Raw genomic sequence first — 22,962 nt, forward strand, 5'->3', positions numbered from 1 at the left:
TTTACAACGCACACGTGATAAATCGAACGTCGAACCGGTCTTGCGCCACCATGGCAGCAAACGCCCCGCACACAAAAGCACAGCCTGCAAAATGATGAGCGCGGACTTACCCTCCCGGCGCGTGTGAGATAGCGAGACTCCCCACATCTTATGTTTAAACGCGCAGTAGCCATCTCCATGGCCTTTATTGGCGTTATGGTCGGCGCTGGCTTTGCCTCCGGCCAGGAAGCCATGCAATATTTTGTATCCTTCGGCACGCTCGGATTGTGGGGCATGGTATTGGCCGCCGCCCTCATGGTCGTCGCAGGCATCGCTTTCCTACAGCTTGGATCCTATTTCCAGGCTTCGGAGCATACCGCTGTTTACTCCCAAATCACCGCGCCTATCACCTCGAAGATCCTCGACTGGGCCACCATCATCACGCTTTTTGCGGTGGGCTTTGTCATGTTCGCCGGCGGCGGCGCCAACCTCGCCCAGCAATTCCCTTCCCTCCCAACGTGGGTGGGCTCCTTGATCATGCTGGTGCTGGTGCTCATCACGGGGCTTCTCGACGTCGATAAAGTCACCGCTGTCTTGGGCTTTATCACGCCTTTTATCATCGCCTTCATCGGCTTCGTCACTATCTACACTTTGGTGACGAACCAAGCGACCTTTGAGGAAGCAAACAACTACGCCATCCACAACGTTGATCCGGCAATCGCTAATCCTTGGATCGCCTCGCTTAATTACACTGGCCTAACCGCTATTTGCACCGTTTCCATGGCCATTGTGATTGGCGGAAACTTCTTGGATAACAAGACCGTCGGCCTAGGCGGTGTTATTGGTGGCGCTATTTTCCTGTTCATGCTGGCGTTGCTGGTCTGCGCCCTATTCTTTGCCGCACCGCAGGTAAATGGCCAGGCAATGCCTGTCCTAGCATTGATTAACACCATCCACCCAGCGCTGGGTTACGGAATGACTTTTGTCATTTACGGCATGATCTTCAACACCGCAGTGGGCATGTTCTACGCGCTGGCTAAACGCCTGACGCGCGGCCATGAGAAGCGCTTTTACCCCGTCTATCTCATCACCTGCCTCTTTGGCTTTGCGTTGTCCTTCGCTGATTTCAAGGACCTCGTCGGACTGATTTATCCAATTCTTGGCTACGGCGGCTTGGTGGTCATCGCTATCATGCTCTTTGGCTGGGTTAAGAATCGCGGCAAGATGGTAAAGGAATCAGACCGCCGTACGCGTGCTCGTACGCTGGTGCAGCGTCGCCTTGATCCGCGCGAGCACTTTACCAAGAAGAATGAGAAGGAACTGCGCACCTTGGCCACGGCCTCCAACATGGAAACTGCGGAGTTTGTCGATACCGTCGAAGAAGAAATCCACGAAGATCTCGAAGCAGACGAAGAACTCGAGTATGACCGCGAGGACCCAGATCCTTCCGTGGTCTTCGTCGAGCACACCAAGCCGGAAGTACCAAAGTAAGAATCCGAAGTAGATAGCTAAAAAGGAGCTTGTACATCCGTTTATTGGATGTACAAGCTCCTTTCTGTGTTTTATGGCTTTGTTTTGGGTCCGCGCGCTAGACCAACAACTCAGCAATCTGAATCGTGTTCAAAGCTGCGCCCTTGCGCAGATTATCGCCGGAAACAACCAGCACGAGGCCCTTGTTGTCATCAACGGACTGATCCTGGCGGATACGGCCCACCAAGGACTCGTCCACGCCTGCGGCAGCAAGCGGGGTCGGAACGTCGACGACCTTGACACCGGGGGCGTCGCCAAGCAGGCGGCGTGCCTCGTCCGGAGTGATTGCCTTGTCGAACTCCGCATGCATCGTCAGGGTGTGGCCGGTAAATACCGGGATGCGCACGCAGGTGCCAGCAACCTTAAGCTCAGGAATACCCAGGATCTTGCGCGACTCGTTGCGCAGCTTCTGCTCCTCATCGGTTTCCTCGGAGCCATCATCAACCAAGTTGCCAGCGAAAGGCAGCGCGTTGAAAGCAATCGGCGCAACGTATGGGCCAAGCTCTTCCTCAGAGACCTCGAGAACGGAGCCATCATGGACAAGCTCTACGTTGCGATCTCCAATCTCGGCGGCCTGCTTGGTCAAGGCCTCAACACCAGCCAAGCCAGAGCCAGAAACTGCCTGATAAGAAGACACGTGCAAACGGTTCAGGCCGGCAGCATCGTGCAAGACCTTAAGAACCGGCATTGCGGCCATGGTGGTGCAATTCGGATTAGCAATGATGCCCTTCGGCAGGTTCTTTGCCTGCTCGGGGTTTACCTCAGAGACAATGAGCGGAACTTCGGGGTCCTTGCGGTATGCGGAGGAATTATCCACCACGATTGCGCCTGCAGCGGCAAAGACCGGGGCCCAATCGAGCGAAGTAGCGCCGCCGGCAGAGAACAAAGCAATGTCGACGTCAGCGACGGATTCCTCGGTTACCTGCGAGAGATCCTCAACCACAACCTTCTCGCCACGGAACACCAGTTCCTGGCCAGCAGAACGCGGCGAGGCAAAGAAACGAACCTTGTCAGCTGGGAAATTCCGCTCCTCCAAGATGGAACGCATGACGCGTCCCACCTGGCCGGTAGCACCAACAACTGCAACGGTGGTCATGAAAAATTCCTTCTTCCTAAATTAACGGCCCGTGCCAGCGTAAACGGTAGCTTCTTCCTCGCCCCCGAGCTGGAAGCGCTCGTGGAGCGCAATGGCTGCCTTGTTCAGTTCCAGCTCTCGCACCAGCACGGAGATGCGGATCTCCGAAGTGGAGATGAGCTCCATGTTTACCTCGGCGTCGCGAAGCGCCTCGGTGAAGTCTGCGGTGACCCCTGGGTGCGACTTCATTCCGGCACCGACCAAGGAAACCTTGCCCACCTGGTCGTCGTAAAGCACGTTTGCCCAGTGGCTCTCATTCTTGAGCTTGGTCAAAATCTCCATGGCACGCGGGCCATCCGCGCGCGGGCAGGTGAAGGTGATGTCGGTGGTTCCGGATTCCAAGGAGGAGACGTTTTGCAGGACCATATCGATGTTGATCTCCGCCTCCGCGATGGCGCGGAAGATCTTGGCGGCCTCCCCTGGACGATCCGGAATGCCCAGAACGGTGACCTTTGCTTCAGAGGTATCGGTCGCGATACCAGTCAGTACTGCTTCTTCCACAGGGATATCCTCCATTGAACCGGCCACCAAAGTGCCGGGGTCGTTTGAATAAGACGAGCGAACTCGCAGGGGCAGATCGAATGCGCGGGCGTATTCCACACTACGCAGAACCAGAATCTTGCAGCCGACGGCTGCCATCTCCAGCATCTCCTCGAAGGAGAGCTTCTCGAGCTTCTGCGCGTTCGGCACGATGCGTGGGTCTGCGGTGTAGACACCGTCGACGTCGGAATAGATCTCGCAAACATCGGCGTGCAGCGCAGCGGCAAGGGCTACCGCAGTGGTGTCGGAACCGCCGCGGCCCAAGGTGGTGACGTCGCGGCTTTCCTTATTAACGCCCTGGAAACCAGCGACGATGCAGATCTTGCCTTGGTCCAGGGCCTCGGTGATGCGGCCCGGCGTGACGTCCACGATGCGCGCGTTGCCGTGGCGCTCCGTGGTAAGCACGCCTGCCTGAGAGCCAGTGAAGGACTGCGCCTCGGCGCCGAAGGATTCCACGGCCATAGCAACCAGGGAGTTAGAAATGCGCTCGCCGGCGGTAAGCAGCATGTCCATTTCACGCTGCGGTGGCACTGGGTTGACCTGGGCAGCAAGGTCGAGGAGTTCATCGGTGGTGTCCCCCATGGCGGAGCAGACAACAACCACGTCGTTGCCTGCCTTCTTGGTAGCCACAATGCGCTCGGCGACGGCGCGGATGCGATCCGCGGTTTCGAGGGAGGAACCTCCGTATTTTTGAACGATTAAGGCCACGTTGGGATATCCACCTTTCACTGTGCGCTTCCCGCGACAGCCTATAGCCACAGGCCCGATAAGCCCCGCTATACCTGTCGTGCATTAGTCAGTTGTCCATGCTACCCCGACGAGGTACTTCCTTTCACAATATGTGAAGGGGATCAAAGTGTTTTTATTCACCGCACCAAAAGAGGCAAACCTAACGACTTTGAAACATTTATTTTCACCCGTGAGCAGTATTCGTTAAAAAGGGCGACTACCTACTACGGTGGTGGAGGTGTTCAGCAATCTCTTGGCGGTTTTCTTTGCCCTTGCCTCCGCGCTCACCGTGGCTTGGGGCACGGTAGTCCGTCACCGGATCGCACTTGAAGCCTCCGGCTCGGTCATGCGCACCGCGATGCGCAATCCCGTGTGGTGGGTCGGCACACTTGCCGCCATTGTGGCTTATGGCCTGCAGATTGTCGCCCTAGGCTTTGGCACCCTGCTGGTAGTTCAGCCCATCTTGGTGCTCTCGCTGATGTTCACGTTGCCGCTTTCTGCCTGGTATTCCAAGCGGTCGCTGTCTTTTCATGAAATCTTCTGGTGCAGCGCGCTGACTATCGCAGTGGGCATCTTGGTGGTCTACGGCCGCCCCGTTGCCGGCGATCCGCGCCCCTCCCTTTCGCAATGGTGGCCGCCACTGCTGTGCGGCGCACTGGGCTTGGCGCTGCTCGGCTTCCTAGCGTGGCGCTTCCCCGCCCGGCGCGCCTTGGCCTTGGGAACTTCCTGCGGCATCCTCTACGGCTATGTGGCGCTGCTATCTAAGTCCGTGGTGGACATCTTCTCCCACGAGGACCTTGGCCAGCTCTTGGTGTCCTGGCAGTTTTGGGGCTTAATCGCCCTCGCCGGCGGCGGAACCGTGCTCCAGCAATATTCTTTCCACGCCGGTGCGCTAAAGCAATCCCTGCCAGCTATGACCATCATGGAGCCCATCGTTGCTTTTGGCTTGGGCTACGTGGTCTTGGGCGAGCAATTCCAGGTTGATTCGCTGGCGGGCTGGACGCTCATGTCCTTAGCTCTAGCCGTGATGATCCTAGGCACGGTCATCTTGTCGCGCCGCCCAGTGGGCTCCTCCACGCGGCAGATCCAGAGCTAAATAGCCCACTCGAATACGGCAAGCATGTGCGCCGAAAACCACGCACCGAAGAGAACATAGGCGCCGCATAGCGCTGCGGTGCTGCGGGTGATCACGGAATTAGCCAGCTTGATTGCCCATGGAATAAACAAGACCGCCGCGGGCAAAAGCAGGCGTGGGCGCGAATGCATGATGCCATCAGAGAACAAAACATTCGCTATGAGCGCGGCGGCGAAAAGCCAAACCGGCGCTGGCAAGCGCCGCCAGCCCAAGAGCAACAGGATGGGCGCGCCGACGATTACGAGCGCGGAAAGCAGATAGCCCACGTTGTCAGAGGTCAAAAGCGTGGACCATATCCACTTGAGCGTTGCCGCACCGAAATCGAAATGGGAGTTCCAGTGTTTTTCTTGGATGCCAAAGTAGCCACCTGCCTGCCCGAGATAGCTATTCGCCCACGTCAGGTAAGCACCCAATGGAATCGCTGCGAAGATGAGGCTCAGCCAGGCCTTCCACTCGCGGACGGCCTTGAATAATACGATGAGGGCAAAGACCACGAGGACGTCGATAGACGTGAGCCGCACTGCGGAAAGCGCAAAGCCTAAAAGGCCGGCCAGCCACCACTTTTCATCCAGCAAGGCAACGAGCATCCACATCACCAGCGCGCCGAAGAGCGCCTCCGTGTAGGGCATGGCGAACACGATGGACATCGGGGCGCTGGTCACGGCGATGGCGGCAACCGCGCGGGCCTTAAAACCGGCCCCCATGCGCTGCGCGATGGCCATGACGCCCGCAGCCATGAGAAAAGTGAAGAGGAAGTTCAGAACAATGGCGACGGCAGCTTCATTCGCAACAAAGAAGCTGCCCGCCTTTATGACGAGTGGAAAGCCCGGGAAGAAGGCCATCGTTACTTCATTGACGTTTCCGTCCGCGGCAACGTCAGCACCGAAGTAACCAGCACGGGCAATCTCCGTGTAGTACTTTGCGTCCCATTTGGTCAGCAGGCCGCCTAAGTTATCTTCGTTAGCCTGCGCAAAAAGGGCCAGCACCCCAATCCGCAGGAGGTTGCCCAGCACAGCAATTAGACTCGCGGCAATCCAATCCTGCCTACCGAGACGAGGGGCCACGCTATGCGCTACTTCTGCGCCGGCCACATTCTTGACTTCGTGCACGTTATGCAATGTTATCGGCATGCTTCAGACCCCACCTCGATTTGCGTGGAATTATCCCACCCCAAAAAGGAGATCCCATTATGTGGGAACTCTTGCCACATCATGAGAAACGCGTTAGTGTGATTCACATGACTATGCGGCAGAGCCTCCTCCTTATTTGCCGCGGCGGGATTTAGGCCTTTCAAAACCCACCGGCCAGCGCCCCCGTCGCGGGTTTTCACAACGCGCATCCAAACTGCGCCTTCCCACCCCCGCCGCTGCTGGCCAAACGGTACCTCTTTATCCACTTCCTTAACGAAGCAACAAGGACAAATCATGGCTCCCAACGATTCTTTTATCACCGCCCCACGCGAAATCACCACCCCCAACGGCGACTTTGGCAAGAACCAGCCCGCCTGGAATAAGCAGCGCGGTTCCGCAATGCCCACCCACCGCTACCGCAGCTTTGCCCAAGAAGTAGAAGACATTCAGCTGCCGGACCGCACTTGGCCGGATAAGAAAATCACTTGCGCTCCACAGTGGTGCGCGGTCGATCTGCGCGATGGCAACCAAGCGCTGATCGACCCCATGAGCCCGCAGCGCAAGCACCGCATGTTCGACCTGCTGGTCAAGATGGGCTACAAGGAAATCGAGGTAGGTTTTCCTTCCGCATCTCAGACCGACTTCAACTTCGTGCGCGAGATCATCGAGCAGAACAAGATCCCTGAAGACGTCACCATCCAAGTCCTGGTGCAAGCACGCGAGCACTTAATCCGGCGCACCTTTGAGGCCTGCGCGGGCGCCAAAAACGTCATCGTGCACTTCTACAATTCCACCTCGAAGCTGCAGCGCCGCGTGGTCTTCCGCAAAAACCGCCCTGCAATCAAGAAGCTGGCTTGCGACGCCGCAGCGCTCATCAAAGAAGTAGCCCAGGACTACCCCGACACGAACTGGCGCTGGGAATACTCCCCGGAGTCTTTCACCGGCACGGAGCTAGAATTTGCCCGAGAGGTATGCGACGCCGTGGTTGAAATCATGGAGCCCACGCCCGAGCACCCAATGATCATCAACCTGCCTTCCACAGTGGAGATGATTACGCCGAACGTCTACGCGGATTCCATCGAATGGATGCACCGCAACCTGGCCAAGCGAGAAAGCATCATCCTGTCGCTGCACCCACACAACGACCGCGGTGCCGGCATCGCGGCTGCCGAGCTGGGTTATCTGGCGGGCGCGGACCGCATCGAGGGCTGCCTGTTCGGCAACGGCGAGCGCACCGGCAATGTGGATCTGGTGGCGCTGGGCCTGAACATGCTCACCCAAGGCGTCGATCCACAAATTGATTTCAGCGACCTGCCCACTATCCGCGATACCGTAGAGTACTGCAATCAGCTGCGCGTTCCTGAGCGCCACCCCTACGGCGGCGAGCTGGTCTTTACCGCCTTTTCCGGTTCCCACCAGGACGCCATCAACAAGGGCCTCGACGCCCTGGCCAACGAGGTACGCCCCGGCGCCATCAACACGGATGTCTCGTGGGAAGAGCTGCGCGAGACCGAATGGGAGGTGCCTTACCTGCCAATCGATCCGAAGGACGTCGGGCGCGACTACGAGGCTGTTATCCGCGTGAACTCCCAGTCTGGCAAGGGCGGCGTTGCCTACATCATGAAGACCGATCACGGCATTCATATGCCGCGCACGATGCAGGCAGAATTTTCCGCCGTGGTCCAAGAAGTCACGGATGCCGAAGGCGGCGAGGTCGGTTCCAAGGGTATGTGGGATATCTTCGCCACCGAGTTCCTGGGCCGCGAGGCACCGCTTGCACACAAGAGCTTCCAGATCGATAACGCGGTAGGCGACGACGCCGAAGCCAAGGTCACCGCGACAGTCATCTACAACGAGGTGGAGTCTGTGGTTTCCGGCCACGGCAACGGTCCGATTGCGGCCTACGCCAATGCCCTCGAAGCGCTGGGAATTGATTTCGAGGTAATCGAGTACGCACAGCAATCGCGTAGCGCTGGCGACGACGCCGAGGCTGCCTGCTACATTGCCGCCGACGTCAACGGCACCAAGGTGTGGGGCGCTGGCATTGCCGGCTCCACCACGCGTGCTTCGATTTTCGCCATCAATTCGGCGGTCAACCGCGCGCTGGGCTAAAGGTGGTAGAAGTCGAGGCATGACTTTATCGCTCTATCCCATCCCCCACTTGGGGCTCGGCGCGGTGCAGGAATTGCCCGTGCACCCCGCATCGGCATCCCAGAATTCGCCTTCTGCGGAAGCAAAACAGCGAGAGGTCAACGCCACTTTGTCCAGGCAGCCTGACGGCACCTGGCAGGTGGCGACCGCCGCCGGCGTCGTAGGTCTGATTGTGCCTCAGGATGCGGCTGAGTACCCAGAGATAGAGCTGCTTTTCGACGCCCAGCTGACTCCAGCAGTAACACTTCGCCAAAGCCCCCAGCCCACGGTGTTGCTGCCGCGTCCGGGCCTATGCCTGCCCGCGAATAATCCGCCGTCCAACCCGTGGGCGCTGCTTTCTTTTGCCCCAGCGATAAGCATCACGGATATCCCAGACGAGGTCGACATTCCGCAGTTTGGGCGAATCCACCTGCTGGTTACCTTGCGCGCGGCCGAATCCGATCCGCAGCGCATCAGCGCTTATCTTGGCCCACAATTCATCGGCACGCTGGATAGCTACCCGGACTATCTTCCGGACCTGCTCGTCCAGCATGCCAAGCAGGGGCTAAGCACGCTCGCCCATGCCTACCACTTCCCTCGCCAAGGCGGACGAGTGCTCAACATTTATGCTGGTAAGCAGATAGAACAGGAAACCCGCGACGGCTCCGGCCAGGAACGCCTACTGGCGGAAAACACCCGTAGCGCAAGCTCTGCTGCAGCCACTTTTGAGACCACCAGTTTCAAGGCCATCACCGATGAAGACTTGTCCCGTATCGACCGGCTCCCGCAAAAGGCCACAGCGGATTCCACCCGGGCAAAAAAGAACAATAAGAGCTGGCTCATCTTCGCCCTCGTGATTGTTTGCATCGCCGTTTTGATCGCAGTGTTGATTGCCCTTTAATTGCACGCTCATTGCCCAACTCAGTCAGCGCACGGCAACCTTTCGACCTGCTCAAATGCCGCTTATACGTTTGAGTTCAAAGCTACGAGGCGGTAGGGTGGAATTAGTTTCTTTTAGAGGGTCAGCGCGCTCTAGGCGCAGCAGACCCTCTAAGTCTCTCTCCTTAAAACTCGCACCCCCACTCCCAAACTTCTTCCCCGCACCCTACGAAAGCGAATACAGATGAAATCGACAAACTACATGGTCCCTAACCATGGTTTTGGCGATGTAAATCGAATTCCCATCCAAGAAGTAAGCCCAGACTTCCTCGTCGAGCTAATGGAAGAATCTGGCTCTGAACAGCCTGCAGTGGAGGTCAACCTCACGGGCTCTTCTGCCGAAGGCTTCCGTGTCCGCTACGAAGACACCACCATCGGCTACCTCGAACGGGAAGAAGCTGCGGCTTATACCGAGCTTGATTGGATCATCGATGCAGGTTTGCGCCCTCTGGTTACCGCACACGTAACCATGGTGGAGTTTGATGGCGAGGAATGGCCTTCTTTCGATGTCGAGCTACCGGCCCCTGGCCTGTGTGTTCCGGTCAATAACCCGCCGGCTGAGCGCTGGGCCATGCTGCCTGGCACTACGGCTGCGGCAATCACTCAGTTCCAGTCCAAGATGGACGTCTTCCCAGAATCCGCCGAGCACTTCTTGGTCACCCTGCATGCGCGCCGTTTCTTTGGCCGCCGCAGCGTCAACGTGGCGGTCGATGGTGTGCAGATCGCCTCGCTTAGCCGTGATGACGCCCACCGTTTGGCCGATACCGTTTCGAGCTACCAAAACAGTGGCCTGCTCGCCGTAGCACGCGCCTATTACTGCATGGATGAGGGCAAGCCTCGCCTTGTCGTTTATGCCGATGAGCAGTCTGATGACAAGCGTGCTGTTGTCGCTGGCGTCGCCGGCGCTGCTACTGCAGCTTCCATGGGCCTTTCCGCAGTGGCTGCCGCCCGCGCAGAGGCGCAGGAACACACCAACGTGAATTTCTTCGGCTCCACCAACAATGAAGTCGCGGCGCTGATGTCTTCGCAGGCTTCCTCCATGCCTCTCGTCGGCGGCAGTGCCGGACTAAAACTCGTGGCCGCTGCCAGCGCAGCGATCATCGTCGGCGGTGGCGCTAACCTCGCGGCCTCCATCTTTTCCGTGGATGAGCAGGCTCGCGAAGAAGCTACCGAAGCACAAAGCCACTCCTATGAGGACTCAGTCTTCCCACGCGACCTTTCGCCCTACCGGGACATTTTCGGCACTTCCAGCGCCCAAAAAGCCACGGCAGAGCCTAGCTCACGCACCACGCCTCGCGAGGATTCCCGCGAAGGCACCAAAGACCGCAGTGCTGTAGCTACACGGAAGCAGACTTCCGACGCCGTCGAACCCACCGCAGAACCCAACACGGACGAAGGCTCCCGGGATTCCGACGAACGCATCCTCGCTGCGCCAGATGCGCAGACCATGCTCGAGGGCAACAAGGAAAACCCACGCGTTCCTTCCCGCCCAACGTCGCCGCGCCATGCTTCTGGTGACGACCAGAACCTTCCAGCGCCACTGCCGGTACCGACGCTTCCGCCGGCCACCCCAACGAAGGAGCCTTCTCCCCAACCGCGTAATGCAAAGGAGCCAACGCGAACTGCACCTTCGCCTACCCGCACGGATCCAAACATCTCGAAGCCACCGGCAACCTCCACCACGCCGACGACATCGGAGCCGAGCTCGACTTCCACCTCTCCTACCCCAACTAAGGAAGCAAGCACCACCGAAACTACGGAAGCATGCACCACCGAGGAATCCACGACTCCTAACTCGACCACGCGTCCGGCCTCCCCAACGTCAACGACCCGGAAGCCCACCACGCCAGGAACCATCACCATCATTATCCGCGGCTAGGTCACACGCTCGCCCGTTGAGCCAACGTGTCCAGCCGGGGTACTACACTTAAAACAATGAGCACCACCCCCGGCCCCGATCCAGCCCCCGCGCCTTCACCGGCCGCGCTGGCTGCTGGCCGCCCGCACAATCCCGGCCGGGCTAGCACCGACAAAGAAAGCAAGCAGCCAAGCGCGCAAGAAATAGCGCAGGCCGAGGCCGTTGCTGCCTACCCTTTCGTCGCACTCACGGTGCAGACCACCGGCATCCATCCTTCTACCGGGCGCCTCGTTGCCATCGATGCCCTGACTTATAACGAAAAGCACGAGGTAGGCCAAGAATTCCACGCCATCATCAACCCTGGTACCAACCCGGGCCCACGGCACCTGCATGGGCTTAGCGTTGAGGAAGTAGCAGAAGGCCAGTCTTTCTCGCGGCTGCTCAAGCCACTTGATCGGCTAATTGACGGCCGCACCTTGATCGTGCACGATACCCCTTTTACCTGGGGTTTCATCGTCTCCGAGGCGCGTCGCGCCATGATGGCCGCCGCGCGCCAGAACCGCTCGCGAAACCGCAACCGTAATAAGGGCAGGCGCCGCCGCCAGAAGGTCGGCCACGTTCCTACCCCGGTCAGCATCGTCGATACTTTGGCCACCGCCCGCCGCCAGGGGGTGTGGGATAACGATGTCCGCCTCGCGGCCGTCGCCAAGCGCAGCGGCCTTGATGTAGCTCCGCCCACCGCAACTGTTGAACGTGCCCAACGCAGCGAGGCCGCCACCTCCCGCGAGCAAACCCAGCTGCTGTACCGCCTCTATCAGCATCAAGCAACCGGCACGCGTAGTGCATACGCGCCAGATGAGCTGCGCGCAGATCGCTTTGGTTTGCAGCGCTCGCACGTGCGTGTCGACGCCGCAGAAGCCCCACGTCAGCACCACAATCCGGGCAAATACGTTCCTGGCAAGGAGCTGCACCGCGGCATGGAGATCGTGGTCGCGCCAGAGATCATGGAAGATCCAGACACCATCATCGCGGCTATCGCACGTGAAGAGCTCAACTATTCGGAAAAGCTCACGCGCGAATCCTCGCTGGTGGTTTGCAACATCACCACCGATTTCGTGGGCAAGCCCATGCACGCCCACCGCAAGGGCATCCCGCTGATGTCTGACACTGCTTTCCTTGCAGCGCTCGAGCGCATCCAAGAAGCAATCGAGCCGGAGCCAGAGAAGGATTCCGATAATCGCGCTCAGGCACACGTGCCGAACAGCAATAATCGCCGCTCCGGCAGCGCTAATAGGCGGCGCTCGCGCCGTAAGTCGGGCTCGGGCAAATCCTCCGGCCGCAACCAGCAGAAGAACAATAGTCAGCAAACAAACGAAAATCCCAATTCTTCCAACGCCAAGCCCGGCGGCAATCCGAAGAACGAGGAGAAATCCGGCTCTGGGAACTCGGGTGGCAACAAACGGCGGCGGCGCCGTGGCGGCCGCGGTGGCCGTGGCCGGCGTGGTGGCAAGCCCAAGGGCGGAAACTCGCAGGGCAACAAGGGCCAAACCAGCTCCGGAAAGAACAGCTCCGGGGCAAATGGGTCTGCCAAGAATAAAAACTCCGGCCAAAACTAGGCGCGCAAGTACCCGCCCCGCGGGCTGACGCGACTACCCTAGGGGCATGAGTTTTAACCTTTCCGGCACGTTGCGTTCATTGCGTACCAACGCCGCCACGACCGCTGCCAAGCTGGCCACCACCGCCTCCCGCGCAACCGGACGAGGCGCCGGCGGAATGATCGGTGGCCTTATCGCTGGCGCGATTGATCCACAGATCATGGCTAACCTCGGCGGTGGCCGCCCTGCGGTGCTGGTTACCGGCACCAACGGCAAGTCCACCACCACCCGCATGCTGGCCGCCGCTGTACGCAGCGAGCACAAAGTCGCTACCAATGACGGCGGCGACAACATGGATGCTGGCATCATCTCCGCGCTCATGGCGGGCAAAGACGCCTCCCACCTCGTGTTGGAGGTAGACGAGCTGCACGTTCCGCACGTGGCAGACAACCTGAATCCGCAGGCGCTGGTGCTGCTGAACCTCTCCCGTGACCAGCTCGACCGCGTCGGTGAGATCAATAAGATCGAGCGCGCTCTGCGCGGCGCCGTCGAAGCCCACCCAGACATGCTGGTCATCGCCAACTGCGACGATGTCCTCATGACTTCCGTGGCCTACGACGCCAAGAACGTCATCTGGGTCTCCGCCGGCGCTGGATGGCTCGGCGAGTCCGTGACGTGCCCACGCACCGGCGGCCACATCGTGCGTGATGAGGATGATTGGCGTGCGGTCAAGCCGCTTCCCGACGGCCGCGAGTTCCGCCGCCCCACCCCAACCTGGCGCGTAGACCAAGATGGTTTGCACACTCCGCAGGGTGACAAGGAGCTGAGCCTCTCCCTGCCTGGACGCGCCAACCGTGGCAATGCCGCCCAGGCCATCGCCGCCGCAGTGGAAGGCTTCGGCGTGGACGAGGCCAAGGCCATCGCCGCCACCGAATCCGTCAACGACGTGGCCGGCCGTTACTCCACCATCACCTTGGGTGACCGTGAAATTCGCCTGCTGCTGGCTAAAAACCCAGCCGGCTGGCAGGAGGCCCTGTCCATGGTGGATCGCTCTGCCGACGGCCTGGTCATTGCCACCAACGGCCACGTGGCAGACGGCATCGATATGTCCTGGCTGTGGGACGTACGCTTCGAGGACTTTGAAAACCTCGCGGTCAAGGCCGCCGGCGAGCGCGGCACCGACCTTGCTGTGCGCTTGGTCTACGCCGATATCTCGCACGAGCTCATCCCGGATCCAGTCAAAGCCATCGAGGCCTGCCCACCAGGCCGCATCGAGGTGCTGGCTAACTACACCGCTTTCCGCGATTTGAAGAAGGCGCTTGAGCGCAAAGTAAAGGAGAACGCCAATGGCTAAGACGCAGTTGCAAATCGGCCTCATTCTGCCCGACGTGCTTGGCACCTACGGCGACGACGGCAACGCTCTTGTCCTTCGCCAACGCGCCCGCATGCGCGGCCTTTCAGCTGAGATCGTTCCGATCAAGCTTGGCGAGGCAGTCCCTGACTCCCTCGACGTCTACACACTCGGCGGTGGTGAGGACACCGCGCAGATTCTCGCGGCGGAGCACCTCATCAAAGACGGCGGCCTGACCCGCGCAGCTGAGGCTGGCCGCCCGATCCTTTCAATCTGTGCTGGCCTGCAGGTTTTAGGCGAGTCCTTCCGTGCTTCGGGTCAGATTATTGACGGTGTCGGTCTCATCGACGCCACCACGGCTTCCATGGCTGAGCGTGCCATCGGCGAGGTCTCCTCTGAGCCGACCGGCGCTGGCATCACCGCGGAGCTGACCGAAACCCTCACCGGCTTCGAGAACCACATGGGTGCCACCATCTTGGGCCCTGCCGCGCAGCCGCTGGGCAAGCTCATTCGCGGCCAGGGCAACGCCGATACCGCAGCCACCGCCGATCTTTCCGACGCCGCCGAGCAGCGCATTGCCGAAGGCGCCGTCCAGGGAAGCGTCATCGCCACCTACATGCACGGCCCGGCACTGGCGCGTAACCCGCAGCTGGCTGACCTCCTGCTGGCCAAGGCCATGGGCGTTGCCCTCACAGACCTAGAACCGCTCGACATCCCGGCCGTGGACAAGCTGCGCACCGAGCGCCTCAACGCATCAAAGCCGCCGCGCTCGCAGCTCTAGACACGCAACTGCGGGCGCTCAGCTGACGCTCGCGGCTTGCCTTAGCCCGGCTTGCCTTAGCCGCCCTAAATGCCAAATCGTCGCCATTTTCGCGCAACTTAGCGCCACAATCCGGCAATTAGGCCGGCTGCTAAGACAGCTACACCGTCAAACGACCCGACAGCGCGCGGGACAGCGTCAGCTCATCCACGAACTCAAGGTCGCCGCCCAGCGGCATACCGGAGGCTAGGCGCGTGATCTTCAGATCCGGGAAGTCACGCAACAACCTCACCAGGTAAGCCGCGGTAGCCTCACCTTCCGTGTTCGGATCGGTTGCGAGGATAACCTCTTTGATCTCCGGCGTCGTGTCATACAACGGCGCGTCCGGGGTGGAATCCGCCAGCTCGCGGTCAGGCAACACGCCACCGATGCGCTGCAGCAGCACGGAGATGTTGAGATCCTTCGGACCCACGTTCGCCAGCGGGTCCAAAGCGCCACCTAGAACATGGTAGCGCCCCTCATACTCACCGGTGCGCTCGATGACCTGGATGTCCTTAGGCTCTTCTACAACACAAATAGTGGATGCATCGCGCTGCGAGTTCACACAGATTCGGCAGACTTCTTCGCGCGAGATGTTGCAACAGATACGGCAGAAAGTCACGCCATCACGTACCGCGCCGAGCGCGTTTTGCAGGCGGTCGACGTCCTCCGGATCCATGTGCAGCACGTGAAAAGCGATACGCTGCGCCGACTTCGGCCCGACACCCGGAAGGCGCGAAAACTCGTCGATGAGATCCTGCAGAGGTCCTTCGAACACGATTCTCCCTATCTATGAAATGCAAAAAGGCCGCTTCCCCCGCTGCGGGGAATAACGGCCTTTTAGTTTAACGCGCGACTACTGGTTGCCGCCGAAGACATCCTGGAAGGAAGGTCCATCGTAGCCCTGCTGGGACTGGCCCATGCCCTGGGACAGCGGGCCAATCTTTTCCTGAGCCAGCTTGCCAGCGGCAGCGTGTGCTTCCTTGAAAGCGCCGATAACGAGGTCCTGGAGGGTGTCAACGTCCTCAGGGTCCACAACGGACTTATCGATCTGGAGGTCAACGAGCTCTGCGCCGCCGGTCATGACAACCTTAACCAGGCCGTTGCCTGCGGTGCCTTCAACGTGTGCGGCCAGGATTTCTTCCTGTGCCTTCTGCAGCTCAGCCTGCACGCGGACAGCCTGTGCGAGCAGGTCGTTCATGTCATTTGCCTGGGACATTGGGTCAGTCATGGAAAGTCCTTTCAACGTAAATTTCTTTAAGATTTTCGCTACCCGTCAAGTGTACAGACGCTTAACTACAATCGCCGTGCACCTAGCTCCTTGGTGAGCAGTTCCATTGCAACTTCCGTGGAGCTGCGGTGGTCCATCTCGCCGGCGTTTTGGGCTTCCTCCATCATTTCGCGTTCTTGTTCATCGCGGGAGTAGGCCTGTTGAGCAGGTTGTGGTGCCGGTTGCGCAGTGCTTGCCGACGCCCCCATCTCCTGGTTCTGCTGCCCCGGCCCCGGTTGACTGGGCTGCGGGTCAGCTGGATAGTACTCCTCTGGTGGTGCCTCAAATTCGTCTTCCGGCGCTGGTTCGGGTGGCAGTGGTACACCGTTGCCGAACTGCGGAATCTTGTTGAATTCCTCGTCGCGTTTTTGCGCGACCTGCGAAGCCTGCGCGATTCGCGAACGCCAGTCACCACCCTGCTGGGATGACTGTTGTGCCGGCTTCGCCGCTTGCTGACGCGGGGCCTGCACCTGCGCAGGCGGAGTAGCTTGCGGTGCAGGTTGATGCGCGCTTGCCGCCGCCGATGCCGCAGCCGCCGATGCCGCAGCTGGTGTCACTGGCCCGGGGCTCTCTTCGCGAGCAGTCTCGTTGTTCTGCGTGCCGATAGGTCGCGGTGCTCCCCACGGATCATCAGATGCAGACGCAGATGCGCTGGCAGACTGCTCCGATTGCTGCTCGGGTTCAGTCTGCGGGCTAGGCCTCTCAGACTCCTGTTCTGGCTCAGCGGACTCGCGCTGTTGCTGGTTTGGGTTCCACGTTGGCTGCTGCCGCGGAGTGCTTTCGCTAAAGCCTGCTGCCTTCGGGTTGGTGCCGATAATGCAGTTGACCTTGACGTCGCGGCGCAGCTCTTCCTTAAGAACCGCTACGATTGCATCATTGTTTGAAGGCGAGTTGATTCGCTCCGCCAGCGCACCAGTGGTGTGCCCCAGAATCAACGTGTCATCGCGGAAGCCGAGCACGCGAGCCTCGGCAAGCATGATTTCCGCGACCTTATTACGACGCCCCACGGCCGCGCGAAGGTTCGACCACTGCGAACGCACTTGCTCCGCGACATCAACTGCATGTTCCTGGGCAGATTCCTGCACTGGTTCCTGAGCAGACTGCTGTGCCGGTTCCTTGGCTGGTTCCTGAGCAGACTCCTGTGCAGGTTGAGTCTCGGTTCGCTGCTGAGGCGCCTGTTCGGCGCGCTCGGCGGGCTGCTGCGCAGCCTGCTGTGCCGGTTGTTGCGGCTGTGCCTGCGACGCTTGGGCCTGCTGCTGTTGTTGCTGCGCCTGCTGCTGAGCCTGGCGGTTACGGCGAGCAGCGATGATGGCAGCCGCCGCGGCTGCTGGGTCTTGGGCTTGGGCAGTAGCGGGTGCAGGTTGGTTGGAAGCTGCGGTATTTGCGTGACCGGCAGCAGGCGTTCCATCGGAAGTGCCTTGCGGTGAGCCAGCAGACATTCCCTGTGGCAGCGCAGCAGCCTGGCCCGCGGCGGCAGCTGCGGGCGCAGAGCCGACCAGAAGGTGGGCACACAGGATCTCCAGAAGCAGGCGCGGCGAAGTAGCGCCACGCAGCGAAGAAATGCGGCTATTGACGGTTTCTGCCAGGTAAGCCAACTGCGGGCCGGTAAAGCGCTGGGCTTGGGCCAAAAGGATTTCGCCGCGGTCGGTCGGGGCCGAGACCAAGCCGGCCTCCAAAGCACCCGGCACCGCTTGCAGAATCATGAGATCGCGAAGGCGATCCAAAAGGTCGATGGTAAATCGGCGCGGCTCGTGGCCGGCTTCAATGACGTCGTCGACGATCATGAACAAGGCTGCCTTGTCTTGCTCGGCAAGCGCCTCAATAGTCTTATCCAGCAGGCCCAAATCGGTGACACCGAGCAACGGACGCGCGATGTCATAGGTCAGACCATCTGGCCCCGCACCAGCCAAGAGCTGATCCAGAATGGACAAAGTATCACGCGGGGAACCGCCACCGGCCTGGATGACCATGGGATACACGGTGTCATCGACATGCACGCCCTCAGAAGCGACGGTGCGCTCAAGCAGGCCCTTCATCGCAGGTGGGGTCAGCAGACGGAACGGGTAATGGTGCGTACGCGAGCGAATGGTGCCGATGATCTTTTCCGGCTCCGTGGTAGCGAAGATAAAGATCACGTGCTCCGGTGGTTCCTCCACCACCTTCAGAAGCGCGTTGGCGCCCGAGGCGGAAATCATATGTGCTTCGTCGATAATGAAGATGCGATAGCGCGACTCAGCAGGCGCATAGTACGCGCGGTCACGCAGCTCACGCATGTCTTCCACACCGTTGTGGGAAGCCGCGTCAAGCTCAGTTACATCCAGATTGCCCGGGCCACCTGGTGCCAGCGAAACACAAGACTCGCACACGCCACACGGGGTAGACGTAGGCCCCTGCTCACAGTTGAGCGAGCGGGCCATAATGCGCGCTGAAGAGGTCTTGCCGCAGCCGCGCGGACCGGAAAACAGGTAGGCATGATTGATACGCCCTGCGTCGAGGGCAGCGGATAAAGGCTTGGTGACCTGCTCTTGGCCGACCACTTCCGCGAACGTTGCTGGACGATATTTCCGGTATAGAGCCACGGTTAGTCAGTCTACATTCTGTGCCCGACACTCTCCCCCGCAGCGGGCGGAGCAAGCTAGCCGGCGCGCTTCCAATCGAGGATATCGACGCCCTGTTCAGCTACTGCTTCCTGCAGCTTGGCGACGCCCTCTTCCACCGCATAGGCATATTCTGAATCGGTAAGCATCAGCAGCTGACAGACCAAAGTCAGCCGGCCGTCCTCCGGCAGCTGCGGGGTGCTGCCGCCCCACAGATAAGGCGCGATCAGCAGACCATGGTGTACGTTGAGCGAATCTTCCGAAAGTATCTCCGGCAGCATGATGCCCGGCTGCGCAGGCAACACACCACCGGCCTTGGTCAGCTTTTCTGCAGCCGCAGTAACCGCAGCGGCCACCTCCGGCTGCGTCGCGCGCGCCACAGTCAGCAGCTCGCAGCGCACATCGACGCCCTGCTCCGCATGCTTGAGCCCCGTGTCTACCTTGCCGAAGGTGGTGGTAACGGCGAGGGACTGGGCGTCGTCAAGCGCGGCTAAACCAAGCCGGCGGCCTTCCACGTTTTTAAACTCCAGCGGAACGGGAATGACCTGGCTTAGCCAGTACGAAGTCTCGTCGGAATTGATGGCTTAAGCCCCCAACTTCTCCAAAGCGGCGAGCAGCACGCAGGTTGCGACGCCGTCCATTGCAGCCTCGACCTCTTCCTGCGGTGGCAGCGAAGGTGCCAAGCGGATGTTGCGGTCATTCGGGTCCTCGCCGTGCGGGAAGGCAGAGCCAGCCTTGGTCAGCACGATGCCGGCGTCCTTCGCCAGCTCCCAGACGCGGGTGGCGGTGCCATCGACGACGTCGAGGGAGATGAAGTAGCCGCCCTTCGGCTCGGTCCACTGCGCGACCTCGTACTCGCCCAGGCGGGACTGAAGGATGCGCAGGACAGCGTTGAACTTCGGAGCCAACAGCGCCGCGTGGCGGCGCATGACCGCACGCACGCCTTCGGCGGAGCCGAAGAACTGGTAGTGAGCAAGCTGGTTTATCTTGTTCGGCCCAATGCCGCGAATCTTCGCGTGGGAGAGGTACCAATCCAAGTTCTCGCGGGAGGACGCGAAGAACGCAACGCCAGCTCCGGCGAAGGTGATCTTGGAGGTAGAAGACATAGCCCAGAAACGGTTCGGGTTGCCTGCCTTAGCTGCAATGTCGAGAATCGGCAGGATCTCCGGGAACTCATCGGTGAGAGTATGGACCGCGTAAGCGTTGTCCCAGATGATGCGGAAGTCTGGCGCTGCGGCTTCCATGGAGGCGAGCTCCTTGGCGATCTCCTCGGAGATGGTCACGCCAGTTGGGTTACCGAACATCGGAACGGTCCACATGCCCTTGACCTGCGGGTCCTTGACCAATTCCTTGACGGCGCCGAGATCGGGGCCGTCGGAAAGCATAGGGACCGAAATCAGCTCGAAGCCGAAGTGCTCCGTGATAGCGAAGTGGCGGTCATAACCCGGAACCGGGCAGATCCACTTGACGGTCTTTTCCTGGGACCACGGACGCTCGGACTCATTGGTACCGAAAGCATAAGCCCAAGAGATGAGGTCGAACATGATGTTCAAGGAGGAGGAATCTCCAGCCAACAGCAGCTCTGGGTCGATGTTGGTCAGCTTGCCCCACAGCTCACGCAGTTCCTTGATGCCCTCAAGGTTGCCGTAGTTGCGAAGGTCGTTGCCTGCGGCGTCGGAATAGTTGCCCGCGCCTGGCAGCTCGAGCAGATCGTTGGACAGGCTCAATTGCGCCTTTGCGGGCTTGCCGCGGGTCAAATCCAGCTTCAGGCCCATAGCCTTCAGCTCCTCGTAGTCCTTACGAACCTTCGCTGCGAGTTCGTCGAGCTCAGACTTTTCGAGATTGAGCAGGGACATTCCTGTCCACCTTCCGGGTTAGTTGCGGGTAGTTGCGAATATATGGCAACCAATACTAACGCTTGCGTGCAGCTTTTGTAATGTTTATCACCCAGAAAACTTAAAAGGGACCCCGCGCACCCGTCAGAGCCTCCTGACCCTTGCTGCATTCCTGCCCTGGGGGAGTTCAGAGGATGGACGCCACGCGGAATCCTGCCGATAAGCCTAGCGCGCCTGCTACCCCTGCGGCAAACCGTTATTGCCCCCAATCGCCGCGGCCCCGCTCCTTCCCATCGCTGCGGCCGCTGTTACGGCTACTCCACTAGCGCCGGACGCAGGTCGGCCTACCCGGAGTGCGCAGTACGAATTTTTCCTTGGGGCCTGCTCGTGTAGAGTCTTCCAACGGAGGATTCGACTAGCGGCCTATGTCACACGCCTGGAACGCGTGCGGGAGTCACATCCCTCAGGGGTTCAAATCCCCTATCCTCCGCCACGGGTCCCAGCTCTTCGGAGTTGGGACCATTTGCGTTTTCTTGGGTTACGTTTTCTTAGGTCCGGCGCCACTGCCCGACACCCTCCCCCAGCTTCTTTCGCCCGACATCCCCATTACGTTGTTAGCAGTTCCACCCCAGGGCGCCGAAGATTCATAGCCTGTCCACCCGAGTGGGAGGGGCTATGTTTATGTCCGTTCCCGCCGTCCGAAAGGACAGTGGAACTAGTCGCTGGCTTCGGTATGGCTTATTCCTGTCCCTGTTAAGAAAATGATCCGGGGGGTGATGCCACCGGAGACAGTGACATACTCAAACAGCTCAATAGGAACCTGACCCGGCCCAGGCGGCACGAGGTCTCACAGTAATGTGGATGCCAGCGCCAGTATGTCCGACCACCCCAGCGATGAAGCGTAAATAATCCAACTCCCTACTCATCGCTAGGAGGCACCAACTCATGGCCTATGACTTCGTCATTGGAATGGACGTCGGCAAATACTTCCACCACGCCTGCGTCCTCGATCCCCAGGGCAGACAAGTCCTATCCAAACGCATCAACCAGCACGAAGGCTCGCTACGCAAGCTCTTCGGCAAATTCCTGGCCAATGACGCCGAAGTCCTTGTCGTCGTCGATCAGCCCAACAACATCGGCAGGCTAACCGTCGCAGTCGCCCAAGCAATGGGAGCCGACGTTCGCTACCTCCCCGGGCTTGCCATGCGACAGCTTTCACGTATCCACGTCGGCAACTCCAAGACCGATGTACGCGACGCTTATGTCATCGCCCATGCCGGCCTCAACCTGCCAGATGCCCTGCGTAGCGTCGACCGCGTTGAGGAAGTCTTCCTCCAGCTGAAAGTCCTCAACGGTATCGACGAAGACCTCGCCCGCGCCTACACACGCCTGATCAACCAGATGCGATCCGCGCTCGTGGGCACCTACCCCGCATTCGAACATGTCCTACGTGGCCAGATGATTCACCGCAAGTGGATTCTCCACCTTCTGGCGAAATACGGTGGCCCCACCAAGATTCGACGCGTCGGCAAAGCACGGCTGACAGCTTTCGCACGTGGTCACAGGGCACGTAATCCTGAACCAGTTATCGATGCCATGCTTGCTGCGATCCACGGCCAGACGGTATCCATCGCCGGCGCAGAATACGCGGAACTTGGCGTAGCAATGTCCGCCAAAGATGCACTAGCCAAGCTGGAGCACCGCAAAGAGATTGAAGCCCAGGTACTCGAGCTGATCCAGGACATTCCTCAGACCGAGATTCTCTTGTCCATGCCCGGCATCGGCCCACGTAGCGCCGCGCAAATCCTTATGACCGTCGGCGATATGTCCGACTTTCCCAATGCAGCGCACCTGGCTTCCTATGCAGGCCTGACGCCGCAGACGAATCAGTCGGGAACGTCGATCATGTCGAATTCGCCCAACCGGGCCGGCAACAAGAAATTGAAGAACGCCCTATGGCAATCATCCTTTGCATCGATCAGATTCCACGAGCGTTCCCGGCAATTCTATGAGCGAAAACGCAAAGAAGGCAAGAGACATAACGCCGCAGTCGTCGCGCTCGCACGCCGACGCCTCAACGTCCTCTTCGCCATGATGCGCAGCGGAGAGCTCTACAGAGACATCCCCACAGCCCAGGAGGCCGCTGCGGCCTAGCCCCTACCAGCCCCGGAGCCGATTGCGCAGGAAGCCCAATCGGCTCTTCAGCATGCCCGAAAACAACATCCGCAGCGTGAAGCAGAACCCCTTCACACCCCCAGCAACCTCACCCACGGAGTTGACAACCTATATAGGAACACCCCCCGACATCCCCAAGGCACCGCAAATACCCAGACGGCAAACGAGGATGGTAAATCCACGCACCGCCTGTGCCACTGATCCACTTCCATATCAGCAATTGCGACAAGGCTTG

Annotated in this window: 17 protein-coding genes, 1 tRNA gene and 1 other RNA gene; 10 read left to right on the forward strand and 9 right to left on the reverse strand. The window is 59.9% G+C overall.

Annotated features, from left to right (window positions below; all coding sequences use genetic code 11):
* Positions 1-150 precede the first annotated feature (150 nt).
* The gene (locus WM42_RS05645; RefSeq protein ID WP_062036182.1) at positions 151-1,470 is read left to right on the forward strand and encodes a YkvI family membrane protein; all 1,320 of its coding nucleotides are present in this window, start codon (positions 151-153) and stop codon (positions 1,468-1,470) included.
* A 97-nt stretch (positions 1,471-1,567) separates the two neighbouring features.
* Here WM42_RS05645 and WM42_RS05650 read toward each other — a convergent pair whose 3' ends face one another.
* On the reverse strand, positions 1,568-2,605 hold the full coding sequence (locus tag WM42_RS05650) for an aspartate-semialdehyde dehydrogenase (RefSeq protein ID WP_062036184.1): 1,038 nt from the start codon (positions 2,603-2,605) through the stop codon (positions 1,568-1,570).
* 21 nt (positions 2,606-2,626) lie between these two features.
* A complete protein-coding gene (locus tag WM42_RS05655; RefSeq protein WP_062036186.1) occupies positions 2,627-3,892 on the reverse strand; it encodes an aspartate kinase in 1,266 nt (421 codons plus the stop codon).
* 259 nt (positions 3,893-4,151) lie between these two features.
* Here WM42_RS05655 and WM42_RS05660 point away from each other — a divergent pair, with 259 nt between their 5' ends.
* Positions 4,152-5,009: a DMT family transporter gene (locus WM42_RS05660; RefSeq protein ID WP_062039213.1), complete on the forward strand. Its 858-nt coding sequence runs from the start codon at positions 4,152-4,154 to the stop codon at positions 5,007-5,009.
* Here WM42_RS05660 and WM42_RS05665 read toward each other — a convergent pair.
* Complete coding sequence (locus WM42_RS05665) at positions 5,006-6,157, reverse strand: hypothetical protein (RefSeq protein ID WP_235591325.1); 1,152 nt, start codon at positions 6,155-6,157, stop codon at positions 5,006-5,008. The two genes, WM42_RS05660 and WM42_RS05665, sit on opposite strands and share 4 nt — an antisense overlap.
* Before the next feature lie 315 nt (positions 6,158-6,472).
* On the opposite strand from WM42_RS05665, the gene leuA reads away from it, so the two are divergent.
* From leuA to WM42_RS05700, 6 genes are all read left to right on the forward strand, one after another.
* Complete coding sequence (gene leuA, locus WM42_RS05675; RefSeq protein ID WP_062036190.1) at positions 6,473-8,290, forward strand: 2-isopropylmalate synthase; 1,818 nt, start codon at positions 6,473-6,475, stop codon at positions 8,288-8,290.
* A 19-nt stretch (positions 8,291-8,309) separates the two neighbouring features.
* Complete coding sequence (locus WM42_RS05680) at positions 8,310-9,209, forward strand: hypothetical protein (RefSeq protein ID WP_062036192.1); 900 nt, start codon at positions 8,310-8,312, stop codon at positions 9,207-9,209.
* Between the two features lie 222 nt (positions 9,210-9,431).
* Positions 9,432-11,126 (forward strand): hypothetical protein, encoded by a 1,695-nt coding sequence (locus tag WM42_RS05685; protein ID WP_062036194.1) that lies wholly within the window; start codon positions 9,432-9,434, stop codon positions 11,124-11,126.
* Between the two features lie 56 nt (positions 11,127-11,182).
* Positions 11,183-12,721 carry a DNA polymerase III subunit epsilon gene (locus WM42_RS05690; RefSeq protein WP_062036196.1) on the forward strand — a complete coding sequence of 513 codons (1,539 nt, stop codon included), beginning with the start codon at positions 11,183-11,185 and terminating at the stop codon, positions 12,719-12,721.
* 46 nt (positions 12,722-12,767) lie between these two features.
* Positions 12,768-14,054 carry a Mur ligase family protein gene (locus WM42_RS05695; RefSeq protein WP_062036198.1) on the forward strand — a complete coding sequence of 429 codons (1,287 nt, stop codon included), beginning with the start codon at positions 12,768-12,770 and terminating at the stop codon, positions 14,052-14,054.
* The gene (locus tag WM42_RS05700; protein ID WP_062036200.1) at positions 14,047-14,832 is read left to right on the forward strand and encodes a type 1 glutamine amidotransferase; all 786 of its coding nucleotides are present in this window, start codon (positions 14,047-14,049) and stop codon (positions 14,830-14,832) included. Before WM42_RS05695 ends, WM42_RS05700 begins: the two co-directional genes overlap by 8 nt.
* A 139-nt stretch (positions 14,833-14,971) precedes the next feature.
* On the opposite strand, the gene recR is transcribed toward WM42_RS05700, so the two are convergent.
* From recR to ffs, 6 genes are all read right to left on the reverse strand, one after another.
* The gene (gene recR, locus WM42_RS05705) at positions 14,972-15,628 is read right to left on the reverse strand and encodes a recombination mediator RecR (protein WP_061920107.1); all 657 of its coding nucleotides are present in this window, start codon (positions 15,626-15,628) and stop codon (positions 14,972-14,974) included.
* A 78-nt stretch (positions 15,629-15,706) separates the two neighbouring features.
* Complete coding sequence (locus tag WM42_RS05710; protein WP_062036202.1) at positions 15,707-16,081, reverse strand: YbaB/EbfC family nucleoid-associated protein; 375 nt, start codon at positions 16,079-16,081, stop codon at positions 15,707-15,709.
* A gap of 65 nt (positions 16,082-16,146) precedes the next feature.
* The gene (locus tag WM42_RS05715; RefSeq protein WP_062036204.1) at positions 16,147-18,699 is read right to left on the reverse strand and encodes a DNA polymerase III subunit gamma and tau; all 2,553 of its coding nucleotides are present in this window, start codon (positions 18,697-18,699) and stop codon (positions 16,147-16,149) included.
* 56 nt (positions 18,700-18,755) lie between these two features.
* Positions 18,756-19,232 (reverse strand): suppressor of fused domain protein, encoded by a 477-nt coding sequence (locus WM42_RS05720; RefSeq protein ID WP_062036206.1) that lies wholly within the window; start codon positions 19,230-19,232, stop codon positions 18,756-18,758.
* 69 nt (positions 19,233-19,301) lie between these two features.
* Positions 19,302-20,573, reverse strand: a complete 1,272-nt coding sequence (locus WM42_RS05725; protein WP_062036208.1) for an aspartate aminotransferase type Ic — start codon at positions 20,571-20,573, stop codon at positions 19,302-19,304.
* A 100-nt stretch (positions 20,574-20,673) separates the two neighbouring features.
* Positions 20,674-20,770, reverse strand: an RNA gene (ffs, locus tag WM42_RS05730) — signal recognition particle sRNA small type.
* Positions 20,771-20,956: 186 nt separating this feature from the next.
* On the opposite strand from ffs, the gene WM42_RS05735 reads away from it, so the two are divergent.
* Together WM42_RS05735 and WM42_RS05740 are read left to right on the forward strand one after the other, a co-directional pair.
* A tRNA-Ser gene (locus WM42_RS05735) sits at positions 20,957-21,045 on the forward strand.
* A 452-nt stretch (positions 21,046-21,497) separates the two neighbouring features.
* Positions 21,498-22,706, forward strand: a complete 1,209-nt coding sequence (locus tag WM42_RS05740; RefSeq protein WP_049152104.1) for an IS110 family RNA-guided transposase — start codon at positions 21,498-21,500, stop codon at positions 22,704-22,706.
* Positions 22,707-22,962: the final 256 nt, after the last annotated feature.

Origin of the sequence: Corynebacterium simulans (assembly GCF_001586215.1) — a bacterium.
In the GTDB taxonomy this organism is placed as follows: domain Bacteria; phylum Actinomycetota; class Actinomycetes; order Mycobacteriales; family Mycobacteriaceae; genus Corynebacterium; species Corynebacterium simulans.